The 14566-nt window shown below is 59.8% G+C and carries 13 protein-coding genes; 9 read left to right on the top strand and 4 right to left on the bottom strand.

What is annotated here, in order from left to right:
* Positions 1-43: 43 nt before the first annotated feature.
* The 8 genes from AACY07_RS14560 to AACY07_RS14525 all read left to right on the top strand — a co-directional run bounded on the left by AACY07_RS14560 (position 44) and on the right by AACY07_RS14525 (position 9112).
* Complete coding sequence (locus tag AACY07_RS14560) at positions 44-727, top strand: winged helix-turn-helix domain-containing protein (protein ID WP_133078473.1); 684 nt, start codon at positions 44-46, stop codon at positions 725-727.
* The gene (locus AACY07_RS14555; protein WP_339475522.1) at positions 705-2093 is read left to right on the top strand and encodes a sensor histidine kinase; all 1389 of its coding nucleotides are present in this window, start codon (positions 705-707) and stop codon (positions 2091-2093) included. Before AACY07_RS14560 ends, AACY07_RS14555 begins: the two co-directional genes overlap by 23 nt.
* A 65-nt stretch (positions 2094-2158) precedes the next feature.
* Entirely contained in the window at positions 2159-4033 is a 1875-nt protein-coding gene (locus tag AACY07_RS14550; RefSeq protein ID WP_339475520.1) for an extracellular solute-binding protein, read from the top strand.
* Between the two features lies 1 nt (position 4034).
* On the top strand, positions 4035-5105 hold the full coding sequence (locus tag AACY07_RS14545) for a microcin C ABC transporter permease YejB (RefSeq protein ID WP_133078470.1): 1071 nt from the start codon (positions 4035-4037) through the stop codon (positions 5103-5105).
* A complete protein-coding gene (locus AACY07_RS14540) occupies positions 5105-6127 on the top strand; it encodes an ABC transporter permease (protein ID WP_339475516.1) in 1023 nt (340 codons plus the stop codon). The genes AACY07_RS14545 and AACY07_RS14540 overlap by 1 nt, the downstream gene beginning before the upstream one ends.
* 706 nt (positions 6128-6833) lie before the next feature.
* Complete coding sequence (locus tag AACY07_RS14535; protein WP_133077657.1) at positions 6834-7640, top strand: ABC transporter substrate-binding protein; 807 nt, start codon at positions 6834-6836, stop codon at positions 7638-7640.
* Positions 7641-7711: 71 nt separating this feature from the next.
* Complete coding sequence (locus AACY07_RS14530; RefSeq protein WP_219263190.1) at positions 7712-8440, top strand: amino acid ABC transporter permease; 729 nt, start codon at positions 7712-7714, stop codon at positions 8438-8440.
* A gap of 3 nt (positions 8441-8443) precedes the next feature.
* Complete coding sequence (locus AACY07_RS14525) at positions 8444-9112, top strand: amino acid ABC transporter permease (protein WP_339475510.1); 669 nt, start codon at positions 8444-8446, stop codon at positions 9110-9112.
* A gap of 253 nt (positions 9113-9365) precedes the next feature.
* On the opposite strand, the gene AACY07_RS14520 is transcribed toward AACY07_RS14525, so the two are convergent.
* The 4 genes from AACY07_RS14520 to AACY07_RS14505 form a co-directional block, all read right to left on the bottom strand.
* Positions 9366-9704: a DUF3325 domain-containing protein gene (locus AACY07_RS14520; protein ID WP_326427070.1), complete on the bottom strand. Its 339-nt coding sequence runs from the start codon at positions 9702-9704 to the stop codon at positions 9366-9368.
* Position 9705: 1 nt separating this feature from the next.
* Positions 9706-11244 carry a PepSY domain-containing protein gene (locus AACY07_RS14515; protein ID WP_133077653.1) on the bottom strand — a complete coding sequence of 513 codons (1539 nt, stop codon included), beginning with the start codon at positions 11242-11244 and terminating at the stop codon, positions 9706-9708.
* Positions 11241-11531, bottom strand: coding sequence for an iron transporter (locus AACY07_RS14510; RefSeq protein WP_133077652.1), 291 nt, complete (start codon positions 11529-11531; stop codon positions 11241-11243). Before AACY07_RS14510 ends, AACY07_RS14515 begins: the two co-directional genes overlap by 4 nt.
* A gap of 128 nt (positions 11532-11659) precedes the next feature.
* Positions 11660-13918, bottom strand: coding sequence for a FepA family TonB-dependent siderophore receptor (locus AACY07_RS14505; protein ID WP_339475505.1), 2259 nt, complete (start codon positions 13916-13918; stop codon positions 11660-11662).
* A gap of 305 nt (positions 13919-14223) precedes the next feature.
* On the opposite strand from AACY07_RS14505, the gene AACY07_RS14500 reads away from it, so the two are divergent.
* Complete coding sequence (locus tag AACY07_RS14500; protein WP_133077650.1) at positions 14224-14565, top strand: FKBP-type peptidyl-prolyl cis-trans isomerase; 342 nt, start codon at positions 14224-14226, stop codon at positions 14563-14565.
* Position 14566: the final 1 nt, after the last annotated feature.

The following is a 14566-nucleotide window of genomic DNA, read 5'->3' as shown; positions in this document are numbered from 1 at the left end:
GGCAAAATGTGCTCAACGCTGAAAGAGCCCATCAGGTGACGGTATGACCCGTATTTTGACCATTGAAGACGATGCCGTGACGGCGAAAGAAATCGTGGCTGAATTGACCAGCCACGGCCTTGAGGTCGATTGGGTAGCCAATGGTCGCGAAGGTCTGGTACGCGCTGTCAGCGGCGACTACGACTTGATCACCCTTGACCGCATGCTCCCTGAGCTGGACGGTCTGGCGATTGTGACCACCTTGCGCACCATTGGTGTCAGTACGCCCATTCTGATGATCAGCGCCCTGTCCGATGTCGACGAGCGGGTTCGCGGCCTGCGCGCCGGGGGCGATGACTACCTGACCAAACCCTTTGCCAGCGACGAGATGGCGGCCCGGGTTGAAGTCCTGTTGCGGCGTAAAAGTCCGGTCGACAAATACGAGACTTCATTGCGCGTCTCGGACCTTGAACTCAACTTGATCACCCGTGAAGCCAGCCGCAGCGAACAACAGCTGAGCCTGCTGCCCACCGAGTACAAGTTGCTGGAGTTCCTGATGCGCAACACCGGGCAAATCCTCTCGCGCATGATGATTTTCGAGGAAGTCTGGGGCTATCACTTCGACCCTGGCACCAACCTGATCGACGTGCATATCGGCCGTCTGCGCAAAAAAATCGATCCGCCGGGCCAAGTGCCTCTGATTCGCACTGTCCGAGGCTCGGGTTATGTCATTGCCGAACCCCTCTAAGGGCTGGCGTTCTTCCAGCAGCCGGTTGCTGGCGCTGTACAGTTTTCTGTTCGTGGCCTGGAGCTGCATCCTGATGGGGGTGCTCTATTACGAGGTGTCGGATTACCTGGGCAACCTGGCCAGGCACTCGCTGATGCAGCGCCAGCACCTGTTTGCCCGCTTTGAAGGCGAGCAACTGGACGAAGCACTTGCCACCAGCATGACCTTCGACATGCGCGCAGTGGATGCCTATGGCCTGTTCGATGCCCAACACAACCCCCTGAGCGGCCCTATCCAGGCGCTCCCTCCGGGCTTGCCGCTGGATGGCCGGATCCACGCCTTGAGCACCTGCATCGACTCCGATGACCCCAACCTGCCCCAGGACAGCTGCGATGCCATCGCCACACAAACCAACGACGGGCGCTGGCTGGTGCTGGTGCGCGACAACGGCTCGCTGTTTGCCGTCACCCGGATCATTTTGCATGCATTGTTCTGGGGCCTGTCGCTGACCATCATCCCGGGCATTGCCGGTTGGCATTTGCTGCGCAGACGCCCCTTGCAACGCATTCGGGCGATCCAGGCCAGCGCCGAAGCGATTGTCGCGGGGGATTTGACTTACCGCCTGCCGCTGTCCAATCGGCGTGACGAGCTGGATATGCTGGCGGCCATCGTCAACGCCATGCTCGATCGTATCGAACTGCTGATGCACGAGGTCAAGGGGGTGTGCGACAACATCGCCCACGACCTGCGTACCCCCCTCACCCGCTTGCGGGCCCAGCTCTACCGGATGCGCCAGCATGCTGTCGAAGGCTCCCCCGAAGCCCTGCAACTGGACGAAGTCATCGGTGAAACCGACACCCTGATGGCACGTTTTCGCGGCTTGCTGCGCATTTCCGAGCTGGAAGACCATCAACGACGCTCGGGCTTCCTGCAACTCGATCCGCTGCCCCTGCTGCAGGAGCTGTACGATTTTTACCTGCCGCTTGCGGAAGAAGGCCAGGTCACTCTGATGCTCGACACGCCGCCCGCATTGCCCAGCCTGACGGGCGATCGTGCATTGCTGTTTGAGGCGCTGGCCAATCTGCTCAGCAACTCCATCAAATTCACCCCGCCCGGCGGTGAAGTGATTTTGCGGGCAACTGACGACAACGGCAGCCCGCGCATTGAGGTCCTCGACACAGGCCCCGGTATCCCCGAGGCCGAGCGGGAGGCCGTGTTCAAGCGCTTTTACCGCTGCGATGACAGCCACGGCGGTTTTGGCCTGGGCCTGTCCATCGTCGCCGCCATCGTCAACCTGCACGGCTTCACCCTGGACGTCAGCAACCGCGAAAGCGGCGGCGCCCGGTTGACCCTGCACTGTCGACAAAGCCTGATTAACCCCGGGTAATCCGCTTTTTAATCATCAATACTGTGGGAGTGGCTTTTTCAACACGCGGCACAAGGAACTCCCGCATGCCTCTACCACTCCTGCCCCTGCTCCGCTTCCTGCTGGCCCCTGTGCTGGCGTGCCTGTGCCTGAGCGTGAGCGCAGCGCCCGGCGAGGCCATGACAGTCTATGGTGAAGCACCCAAATACCCGGCCGGTTTCCAGCACTTCGATTTTGTAAATCCGGATGCACCCAAGGGCGGATCGCTGAGCCGGGCGGCAATGGAAATAGGCCAGTTCAACTACATCACCCCCTACGTCGACCAAGGCACGGGGGTCACGCAAGTGGATGACTGGGTGTACTCGCCACTGGCCTTTCGCTCACTGGATGAGCCCTACACGGTCTACGGTCTGGTGGCGCAAACAATGGAGCGCGACCCGGACGGTCTTTGGGTACGGTTTTACCTGAACCCCAAGGCACGCTTTGCCGACGACACACCGATCACCGCCCAGGACGTCGCCTACACCTACAACCTGCTGATGACCCAAGGCAGCCTGGGCTTTCGCATGCTCTATGGCGAGGTCAAGGCCGTGGAGATCGAAGGCCCGCTGCAGGTGCGCTTCGACTTCAAGAGCAACCAGAACCGTACCCTGGCACTGGATCTGGCGAGCATGCGCATCCTGCCGCAGCACTGGTGGCAGACCCGCGACTTCAGCAATGGCGGCGGTTTTGAGCCGCCCTTGGGCAGCGGCCCGTATTCAGTGTCGCAAGTCGATCCGGGGCGCAGCATCAGCTTTGAGCGCAACAAAAACTGGTGGGCCAGGGACTTGCCGGTCAGCAAGGGGCTGTACAACTTTGACCGCCTGACCGTGAATTTTTACGGCGACACGGATGTGGCCCGCGAACTGCTCAAGGGTGGAGCTTTCGATTACAACCGCGAATTCTCGGCCACAGGGTTCAGCATCGGCTATGACAGCCCCAAGCTGACCGATGGCCGCTTGCAAAAAGGCGTATTTGCCAGGCAAAAGCCGGGCGCTGCCCAGGGCTTTGCCTTCAACCTGCAGAATCCGTTTTTCCAGGACCGCCGGGTACGCCAGGCGCTGAGCCTGCTATGGGATTTTGAATGGACCAACAAGCAGATGATGCGCAGTTTTTATGTGCGCCAGCAGAGCTACTTCCCCAAAAGCGAAATGGCTGCCACTGCACTGCCCGACGCCCGTGAACGGGAGATCCTCGAACCCCTGCGCGGCAAGGTGCCTGATGAGGTGTTCACCCAGGTCTATCAAGCGCCGAAAACCGATGGCAGCGGCTACATTCGCGACAAACAGCTGCAAGCCCTGGCGCTGCTCAAGGAGGCAGGCTGGAGCGCGAAAGACAACACGCTGGTCAACGCACAGGGCGAGCCGCTGAGCTTCACCTTTCTCGATGGCCAGGGCGGATTCGACCGCATGATCCTGCCGTACAAGCGGACCCTGGCGCAGATCGGCATCCACATGGACATCCGCAAGATAGACTCGGCGCAATACGTCAACCGGCTCAATGCCCGTGACTACGACATGATCGTGGTGGGTTTCCCGCGCAGTGGCGTCCCCATCGTCTCCCCGGGCCGGGAACTGTACGACATGTATGGCTCACGCAGTGCCACCCAGCCCGGTGCCTCCAACGCCTTTGTGCTGCGCGACCCGGCCGTGGACACACTGCTCGACGGATTGGTACAGGCCAATACCCGTGACGAAATGGTGCACTACGCCCGCGCCCTCGACCGCGTCCTGCAGTGGGGCTACTACATGATTCCCAACTATTACTCGGTGGGCACCCCGACCGTGTACCAGAACCGCTTCGCCCGCCCGGCGCTGGAGCCCAAGTATGACGAGGGGCTGGACACCTGGTGGGAGGTCAGCAAAACCGCACTGACCAATGCAGCCATGCAAGCAACCGGCACATCGCCGGAGGGGCACTGAGATGCTGCATTACATCAGTCGACGCTTGTTGCTGATCATCCCCACCCTGCTGTGCATTCTGGTGGTCAACTTCCTGATCGTGCAGGCCGCCCCCGGTGGCCCGGTGGAGCAGGCCATTGCCCGCCTGCAGGGTGTGAGCAGTACGGCCGTGGCTGGCGGAGCCCGCGACATGGCAGGCGGCACTGGCGTTGCCAGCCGCAGCAGCCGTGGCCTGGACCCGGCACTTGTCGAAGAAATCACCCGCCACTATGGCTTCGACAAACCCATGCACGAGCGCTTGTGGCTGATGCTCAAAAACTACGCGCAACTGGATTTTGGCAACAGTTTCTTTCGAGGCGCCAAGGTCACGGACCTGATCCTGCAAAAACTGCCGGTGACTATTTCACTGGGGCTGTGGGCGACGCTGATTACTTACCTGATCTCCATCCCGCTGGGCATACGCAAGGCCATCCACAATGGCAGCGCGTTCGATGTGTGGACCAGCACCGCGATCATCATCGGCTACGCCATGCCGGCGTTTCTGTTTGCCATTTTGCTGATTGTGGTCTTTGCCGGTGGCAGTTATGTGAGCTGGTTTCCGGTGCAAGGCCTGGTCTCGGAAAACTTCGACAGCCTGGGGTTTTTCGCCAAAATCGGCGATTACCTGTGGCACATGGTGCTGCCTGTCTCGGCGTTGGTGATTGGCGGCTTTGCCACCCTGACCATCCTCACCAAAAACAGCTTTCTCAACGAAATCAGCCGCCAGTATGTGGTCACGGCACGGGCCAAAGGCCTGACCGAGCGCCGGGTGCTGTACGGCCATGTCATGCGCAACGCCATGCTGCTGGTGGTGGCCGGGATTCCCCAGGCCCTGATCGAAGTGTTCTTCGCCGGTTCACTGTTGATTGAAACCATCTTCAACCTCGACGGTATCGGGCGCATGAGCTACGAAGCAGCCGTGTCACGGGATTACCCGGTGGTGTTCGGCACGCTGTTCCTGTTCACCCTGTTCGGCCTGTTGATCAAACTGATCGGCGATCTGTGCTACACCCTGCTCGACCCCCGCATCGACTTCTCGGCGAAGGAGGCTTGATGCTCAACCTTTCCCCCCTGGGCCGTCGGCGCCTGGCCCGTTTCAAGGCCAACCGCCGGGGCTGGTGGTCACTGTGGCTCTTTATCGCGCTGTTCGTCCTGTGCCTGTGCGGTGAACTGATCGCCAACGACAAGCCGCTGGCCATTCACTACAAAGACCAGTGGTACTTCCCGGTGGCGACCCGCTACGTCGAAACCGAGTTTGGCGGCGAACTGCCGTTCGAGCCCGATTACCGAAGTGACTACGTGCGCAAACTGATTGACGATCAGGGAGGCTGGATGCTGTTTGCGCCCATCCCGTTCAGCTACGACACGGTCAATTACGACCTCAAGGAACCCGCTCCCAGTCCACCCGGCAGGCAAAACTGGCTGGGCACCGACGATCAGGCCCGGGACGTACTGGCGCGGGTGATTTTCGGCGCCCGGATTTCGATTCTGTTTGCCTTGATCCTGACCGCCATCAGCGTGGTGGTGGGCGTCTGTGCTGGCGCCCTGCAAGGGTATTATGGCGGGCTGGTGGATTTGCTGGGCCAGCGCCTGCAAGAGGTATGGTCCGGGCTGCCGGTGCTGTACCTGTTGATCATCTTGTCGGGCTTTGTGGCGCCAAGCTTCTGGTGGTTACTGGGGATCATGGCGCTGTTCAGCTGGCTGGCACTGGTGGACGTGGTGCGCGCCGAGTTCATGCGCGGTCGCAACCTGGAATACGTCAAGGCAGCGCGGGCACTGGGTCTGAGCGATATCGAGCTGATGCGACGGCACATCCTCCCCAACGCCATGACCTCAACCCTCACCTACCTGCCGTTTATTTTGACGGGCGCGATTGCCACCCTTACCGCCCTGGATTTTCTGGGATTTGGCATGCCGCCGGGTACCGCGTCGCTGGGCGAGCTGATCGGCCAGGCCAAACGCAACCTGCAAGCCCCCTGGCTGGGCCTGACCGCGTTCTGTGCATTGGCGCTGATTCTTTCGCTGCTGGTGTTTATCGGCGAGGCCTGCCGTGATGCTTTTGATCCACGGGCGTAAACCTGAGCGCAGCCTCGCACACCGTTGCGTAGCAGTTGACGAGTAGAACGAGGCTACGTTTGAGAGAGTGCGCCACTGCGCAGCAGCGGCGCAGCGGTCGTAAAACCGGTACGCATGGCATATCTGATAAACCGTGGAAGTAGACGAGTACATATCCATTCGATGTGTCACGACTTTCTACGGGTTCCGCCCTTACGGCGGGTCACTTTTTCCAGACGCCGAAAAAGTAACCAAAAAGGCTTGCCCTACCATACGGCCGCCTCGCCCCAGGCTCGGCGGTTCCCTCACTCCGGCACTGTTATGAGGGCACGCCGCGACGGGCCATCCATGGCCCATCGCGGCTGGCGCGGCGTCCTGCCGCGCCACCCCCATAACAGCACCTGCGTTCGGCCTTCTGTGATGGGCATTCGCGTCGTCTGGACATTTGCGTGGCTTCAGCAGAATGCATTGCAGTGGCGATGAGTCGAGTGCGGTAAAAATTTGCTGAGCCCCCCCTTTTTGTGGGAGCGGGCTTGCTCGCGATTGAGGCGGCGAGGTTTGTCAGGCAAACCCCGTGGATACCCTCGCGAGCAAGCCCGCTCCCACAGCGATCATCGAAATCTCATATTCCTTAAAGGAATATTTAAATCGTTTTATATTCTTTTTTAAAAGCTAAATTTCCTGCAAGACTCTCGTCATAACTCTTCCAACTCATGATGAGAACGAAATGAAAAAACTCACTGCCCTCACCGCTTTGACCCTGGCTGTCTTGTCTGGCCTGGCCCACGCTGATCGTCTGGATGACATCAAAAAATCCGGTGTGCTGCGTGTAGCGTCCTTTGACAGCAACCCGCCGTTTGGTTTTGTCGATGCCAAGAGCAAGCAGATTGAAGGTCTGGACGTGGACTATGCCAAGGCCATTGCCGACAAGCTGGGCGTGAAGTTGCAGTTGCAGCCGACCAACCCGGCCAACCGTGTGCCGCTGCTGGTCGCAAACAAGGTGGATCTGGTGCTGGCCAACTTCACCATTACCCCTGAGCGCGCCGAGCAGGTGAATTTCAGCATTCCGTATTTCGCTTCGGGCCAGCAATTTATCGTCAAGAAAGGCACCCTCAAATCCCCGGATGAACTGAACAAGTGGCGTGTGGGCGTGGACAAGGGCACCGTCAACGAAGGCGTGCTGCGCGAGAAATTCCCCGGTGCCAAAGTGGTTGCCTACGATGACACCCCGTTCGCGTTCACTGCCCTGCGCAACGGCAACGTACAAGCCATCACCCAGGACGGCCCGAAGCTGATCGGCCTGCTGGCCAATGTGCCGGACAAGGACAAATATGAAGTGCCGCCGTTCACCATTTCCAATGACCTGATCGGTGTCGGCATTCCAAAAGGCGAAGCGCGCCTGACCGAAGTGGTTAACCAGACCCTCACCGACCTGGAAGCCCAGGGCAAGGCTCAGGGCATTTATGACGCCTGGTTCGGCCCGACCACCAAGACCCCGCTGACCCGTCTGTACAAAATCGGCGACAAGAGCTAACTCGCAACACCTTTGAAAGCCCGTCCCGGTCAACCGGGCGGGTTTTGCTCGTTTCTGGATGGACGTTTTTTATGTTCGGTGAACTGCTGGCCCCGCTCTACCTGCACTGGCTGCTCGATGGTTTTGTTCTGACCCTGATCCTTTCCCTGCTGACCTGCCTGGTGGCTACCGGGCTGGGATTTTTGCTGTGCCTGGCGCGCATTTCGCCTTCGCGCCTGTGGTCGTGGCCTGCACGGGCCTACCTGGCCCTGTTTCGCAACACGCCGCTGCTGGTGCAGTTGTTTTTCTGGTACTTCGGGGTCACGGCGATGCTGCCCGAAGGGCTGGTGATGTGGCTCAACCAGCCGCGCAGCCTGTCTCTGGGTGTGCTTGAGATTGAATGGCCGTCCTTTGAATTCATTGCCGGGTTCTGGGGCCTGATGCTCTACACGGCAGCCTTCATTTGCGAAGAGTTTCGCGCAGGCATCAGTTCGGTGCGCATCGAGCAACGGGCTGCCGGCCTGGCACTGGGCTTCAAGCCTGCCCAGGTGTGGCGCTACATCGTGTTCCCGCAGGCGTTGCGCACGGCGTTGGGTCCATTGCTGGGGCAATACATGAATGCCCTGAAGAACTCGTCGCTGACCATGGCCATCGGCTTGGCCGAACTGTCGTATGCCTCGAGACAAGTCGAGACCGAAACCTTCAAGACGTTCCAGGCCTTCGGTTTTGCCACGCTCCTGTATGTGCTCAGCATTGCCTTGATCGAAGTGATCGGCCAAGGGATTGCACGCAGCAAGTGGTATCGCCAGGGAGTGGTGTGAGTCATGGATTTTTCGGTTATTAGCGACAATTTTTCGTACTTCATGCTCGGCGCCTGGCCCAACGGACCTCTGGGCGGCGCGGCACTGACGCTGGTGCTGAGCCTGTTGTCGGGGATCATCTCGGCAGTGCTGGGGCTGGTGCTGGGTATTGCGCTGGTGATGATTCGCGGCAAGGTGCGCTGGCTGTTGCTCGGCGTGCTGGGCTTCTTGCGGGCGATCCCGGTGGTGATGCTGATTTTCTGGAGTTACTTCCTGCTGCCCATCGTGTTCAAGGTCGATGTCCCCGCACTGGCCACCGTGGTGTGCGCGCTGTCGTTGATTGGTGGCGCCTATCTGGCGCACTCGGTGTATGCCGGGATCAGCAGCTTGCCGTCTGGGCAATGGGCTGCGGGCAAGGCACTGGGTTTCGGCACCTGGCAAGTGCTGCGCCTGATCATCCTGCCGCAGGCGTTGCCGATGATGCTGCCCTCCTTTCTCAATCAATGGATTTCACTGATCAAGGACACTTCGCTGGCGTATGTGATCGGGGTGGGCGAGTTGTCGTTTGTCGCCACTCAAGTGAGCAATCGGGTGATGGTGCACCCGACTGAAATATTCCTGTTTGTGGCCCTGGTGTACTTTGTGTTTTGCAGCAGTCTGGATGTAATTGCCAATCGTCTGGTGAAACGCTAGAACCTGGCCTTCGCTCGCGACGTTGAAAGCGGGGCTGCTGCGCAGCCCATCGCAGCCTTCGGCAGCGACTACAGGTTTCGACCCCCATCCCTCGTGTAGTCGCTGACGAGTAGAACGAGGCTGCGATCGAGATGGTGCGCCAAACCTGACGCAGCCTCGCACGACTCGTCAGCTGCTACGGATCGCGAGTACCACCTCCCTCGCCGTAAGGGCGAACCCCATAGAGGAGTTCGGTTGACCGGCAACAGAGTATCTACAGGGTCAGGGTTTCGATCACCGCCCAAACCGGCACAAAACCCATCGGCAACCACACGGCCAGGCGAGGCCGGTACGGCAACAGCATCAGCAGACCAAAACCACTCAGCGAGAGCATGCCCAACCAGCCCACCGGCCCCATCGCCCAGCCCCAGGCCTGCCCGCAAAACCAGAAGCTCAGCGCCAGGCTCACCCAGCCCGCAACCCGCAGCAAACGGCTCAGTCGGGCCGACGGGGCTTTGCCCCACACCTGCTTGTAATGACGGTCCAACCCCTGACACAGCGCCAGCATGCCGAGGTAGGCGAATCCCAGACCCGCAAAAAAATCAGCCAGCATCTCAATTCACCTCGGCCATGACGGCGGTCTTTTTACGCGGTACTCGCTCAACGGCCGGTTGCGATACTTTCCAGCACGCCCACAGCAACAAGGCACCCAGCGCCATCGCGGTCAGTTCCACGCCCATGCTGGTATGCAACGCCCAAGGCCGGCTGACCGTGAACACGCTCAGCAGTGGCAAGGCCATGCACATCATCCCTGCCAACCCAAGCTGCTCGCGCCAGGCCTGCATGCGCGGTCGGATCACTGCATGAATAAAGCTCAGCGCCCACACACCGAAGAATACGTTCAGCTCAGCATCGGCCCGTTCGTTCATCCCCGACGGCAACAGGCGATTGCCCCACAGCAGGCTGATACAGGCCAGGCTCAAGCCCGCCATGACGGTCACGTTGATCGCCTCGACCAGACGGTAGAGCACCTGGGCAACACGGCTTTCGCTGGCATATTTACGCCGCCGTTTGACGGTGAACAGCACCAGGCCGCTGGCGATCATGGCACTGCTGATCAAGCCACAGACAAAGTACAGCCAGCGCATCGGATACCCCCCGAACTGGGCAAAGTGCAGCCCCGAAATCACCCGATGGGTCAGCACGGTGGGGCGCATTTCGGTCGGCCCGGAGATCTGCTCCCCCGTGACCCCGTCAAAACGCATGCCCTGCCCCTTGGTCAGGGCAATGCGATTACCCAGAATCGGTCGAATCTGGATCTGGGCATTGCTCTGCCCGGGATTGCTGATACTTACCCCGCCCAACGGCCCCATCACTTCGCGGGCCTTGCTCAGTAACGGCCCCAGGGCCACCAGCGGCGCTGGCTCTACAGTCGCCGGGCGCATGGCTTCAACGCCTGCGGGTGCCGTGTCCTGTGCCTTGAAAAAGGCCTCGCGGTCGCCATCGAACAAGGCATCCATCGCCGCAGGCATGTAGATCACCAGGAAAATCGCCAGCCCGGTGTAGGTGATCATCAGGTGAAACGGCAATAGCAGAACGGCACTGGCGTTGTGCGCGTCCAGCCATGACCGCTGGCCCTTGGCTGGGCGAAAGGTGAAGAATTCCTTGAAGAACTTTTTGTGAATCACGATACCGCTGACCAGCGCCGCGAGCATGCCCATGGCCAGTGCGCCCACCAGGTAGATCCCGATCATGCGCGGCATATGCAGGGTGAAGTGAAACAGGAAGAAAAACCGTCCCCCCACCGACTCGCGCACCGGCATTACCTCACCCGTGTTGGGGTCGAGTGTCACCGACACCCCGTCACGGCGCCCGCCGGTCGAGGCCTGCAGTTGCGGCGAACGCTCATAAGGCAGGCTGATGCCCCATTGCCTGGCGTCGGCCTTGTTGGCTTGCAAGTAATCCAGCGCCCGTTGCGCGGCCTGCTCATCCGTCAAGTGGTGCGCAGGCAGTTCGGGGGTCATCCAGTTGTCGATCTCCTGATCGAATACCGCCAGGCTGCCGGTCAAGAAAATCACGAACAACAACCAGCCGACAATCAGGCCGCCCCATGTATGCAGCCAGGCCATGGATTGGGTCAGGGTCTGTTTCATCCCAGTTGCTCCAGCAGTTGTGGCCAAAAGCCGATGGCCGCCAAAGGCACGGCGAGTACCGCGCCCATCCAGGCCGACCACTGATGACGGGCGGCAAACGCCCACAGGATGGCGAAGGTGTAGATCACAAACGACAGCAAACTGGCGACGATCAGCGAGTCCACATTGTCCAGCGGCAGCAGCCGCGCCAATGCAGCGGTAAAGGCGTAGGTAAAGACATAGCCGCCGACCAGTGCAGCCAGGGTGCGGGACACAATCGGCGCCCAGGCCGACGTTGCAAGTTTCATGTTTTCAATTCCTCATCGAGCTCTGCATTTTGCCTGCACCAGATGCGACAACGGCGCGGCACCCGTTTTCACGGATGTCGCGCCTTTAAGTGCCTGCACGGGTAACAGCGGTCAGGCCCGGGTTTTTATCAGAACGAGCTGGTCACCGACGCAAAGTAGGCACGGCCTGCTTCGTTGTAGGTTTGCGCGCCCGCTTCGTCAGCGTTGCCTTTGCGGTAGAGCTGCTTGTCGAACAGGTTGTTGATGCCCACCCGCACGCTGAAGTGTTTATTGAACTCATACCCACTGCTCAGGCCCACCAGGCCATAAGGGTCAACCGGCTGTTGTACCGATTTGTCCAGTGCTTCGTTGGCGCGGTTGTTGCGCTTGGGCGCTTCCTGCTTGCCGTAGTAAGTACCGCTGACCTGGAACGACAGTTTTTCAGTGGCATACCAGTCCAGCATGGTGTTGAGGGTGTACTTGGGAATGATGCTCAGCGGATCGCCGGTTTCCTTGTCCTTGCTTTCGATCATGTAGGTCAGGTTGGTGTTCCAGTCCAGATCGTCGCGCAGGCTGACAAACAGGTTGCCCTCAACCCCTTGCACAATGGCCTTGCCGCTGTTTTCCCATTGCAGCACGCGACGCCCGTTCGGCAGGCGGAATGCCGATTCGTTGCTGGCATTGATCTTGTTCTGGTAGTCGTTGCGGAAATACGTGGCGCTGGTGCGCCATGTGCCCTTGTCGAACGCCAGGCCGATTTCTTTGTTGACGCTGATTTCAGGCTTCAGGTCCGGGTTACCCACCAGGTAGCAGCCACCGATGTTCACCTCGACCGAGCTGCAACCCGCACCGCGGCTATACAGCAGGTAGTTGGGGTTGGACTGGTAGAGGTTCGGGGTTTTGTAGGCCCGGGCAATACCGCCCTTGATGCTCAGCTCATCGGTGATCTGGTGGGACGCGTTGAGGCTCGGGCTCCAGTTGCCGCCAAACTCGCTGTGGTGATCAAAGCGCACGCCGGGGGTGACGATGGTCTTGGCGCCGGCTTCGATGTTGTCTTCAACATAGAACGCATAGCTGTTGGCCGTTGACTTGGTTTGCGTACGGTCCGTACCCGGAATTCCCGGCGTACCGCCGGCACCTGGATCCCAGCTCTGCGGACGCAACGAGCCCGGGTCATTGAGCGACTCGTAGAGGTATTCACCGCCCAGGGTCAGCACCTGGGCGGTGCCCATGGTCAACGGCAGGTTGACCTCGCCGGTGGCACGGGTGTTGCGCAACCGCGATTCGAACCTGCCCGCGCTTTCAGACGGTGCACCTTCGCCATAACCGGCCAGGCCTTCGTTGAGGCGGGCGTTACGGGTCAGGTCATGGGTCAGGGAGGCCATGGTGGTGCCCCAGTCGAACGAGCCATTGTGGGTCGCCGAGAAGCTGCTGCGCTGCAGCACGCTGGTTTCTTTGCCGGTCAGGCTGTTAACGAAATCACCGCCGCTGTTGAGCATGGTGTCACCGGCAAAGATATTGCCCTGACGGCTGTAGCTGGCTTCCAGGTCCAGGCTCTGCTCCGGGGTGAACTGCCAGCTGAGCAAGCCATTGACGTCTTTGTTGCGCACGCCTTCACGACCTGCCACGACGCTGTCGGGGGACGCCTGGGCGGCGGTGTTGATGCCCGGATCATCGGCATCGGTCTTGTTCAGGCCGCCATACACACGAAACACCAGATCGTCCGTGATCGGTCCGCTGAGGTTGAAGTTAGTGCGTTTGCTGACGCCTTCAGAATCGTCTTCAGGGGACAGGTAGTACGCCGTCATCGAACCGCTGAGTTTGTCCGAAGGACGCTTGGTGATGATATTGACCACCCCGCCCATTGCGCCGGAACCGTAGCGGGCCGCAGCCGGGCCACGCAGGATTTCGATGCGTTCGACTTCTTCGGCCGGGACCCAGTTGGTTTCGCCACGGGTGTCACGGTCGCCGCTCCAGCCATAGCGCTGTGCGTTGCGTGAAGAAGACGGCTTGCCGTCAATCAGGATCAGGGTGTTTTCCGGGCCCATGCCGCGCAGGTCGATCTGGCGGTTGTTGCCGCGGGCGCCGCTGGAACTGTTGCCGGTGAGGTTAACCCCGGGCTCACGACGAATGATGTCGGACAGGTCGTTGGCAGGCGGACGCTTTTTGATGTCTTCGGCGGTGATGATCGAGACACCCGGAGCCTGCTTCAACTCCTGTGCAGCAGTGCCCAGTACGCGGGTTTCTTCGAGCTGCAACGCCTGGCGAGTGCCATCCACCGGCAAATCGGTGGCCTCTACGGGTACTTCGTCACGCTCGCGCTCAAGTGCATCGGCGAGCAAGGTAGGCGAAGCCAGAGCGGCCATGAGAGCCAGTGAAAGATGACTGCGTTTGTATCGAGACGACATGTCCAGTTGATCCCTTAACAATGGAGTGTGCTCAGCAGGCCAAGGGCTGGAAATTGCTGACGCACGACCTTGAAAGGACCTACGTGATTAGCGTTCCCCGGCACTGCCAGGGCTGCAATGATAAACATTCTCAGTTGAGAGTAAAGCGCAATTGACAATCATCCTCATTACAAAGTTCCCCAATCCCTTTGTTTTAGAGCCTTCTCCTACGTAAAAAAAATCAAAATGCATTGCCAAACCGTCTTCGAATTGAGAGAAACCCTACCCAGAACAATCGTTAAACCTACTTTTTGAGTTCCATCGCCATGACTGACGAACTGCACATCACTGACCTGTTACCGGGCGACGGCAAAACCGTGGTCAAGGGCGCCCTGATTACCACGCACTACACCGGCTGGCTCGAAGACGGCACGGTATTCGACTCTTCCCATCAACGTGGCAAACCGTTCCAGTGCGTGATCGGCACCGGACGGGTGATCAAGGGCTGGGACATCGGCCTGATGGGCATGAAGGTCGGCGGCAAACGCGCACTGCAGGTGCCTGCTCACCTGGCCTATGGTGAAAGAAGCATGGGCGCGCACATCACACCGAACTCCAACCTGCGTTTCGAGATCGAACTGCTGGAAGTGCTGACGCGCGACGATTGAT

It is taken from the genome of Pseudomonas sp. RL_5y_Pfl2_69 (genome assembly GCF_963970465.1).
Taxonomy (GTDB): domain Bacteria; phylum Pseudomonadota; class Gammaproteobacteria; order Pseudomonadales; family Pseudomonadaceae; genus Aquipseudomonas.
This window is presented reverse-complemented; position numbering and strand designations above follow the sequence as displayed.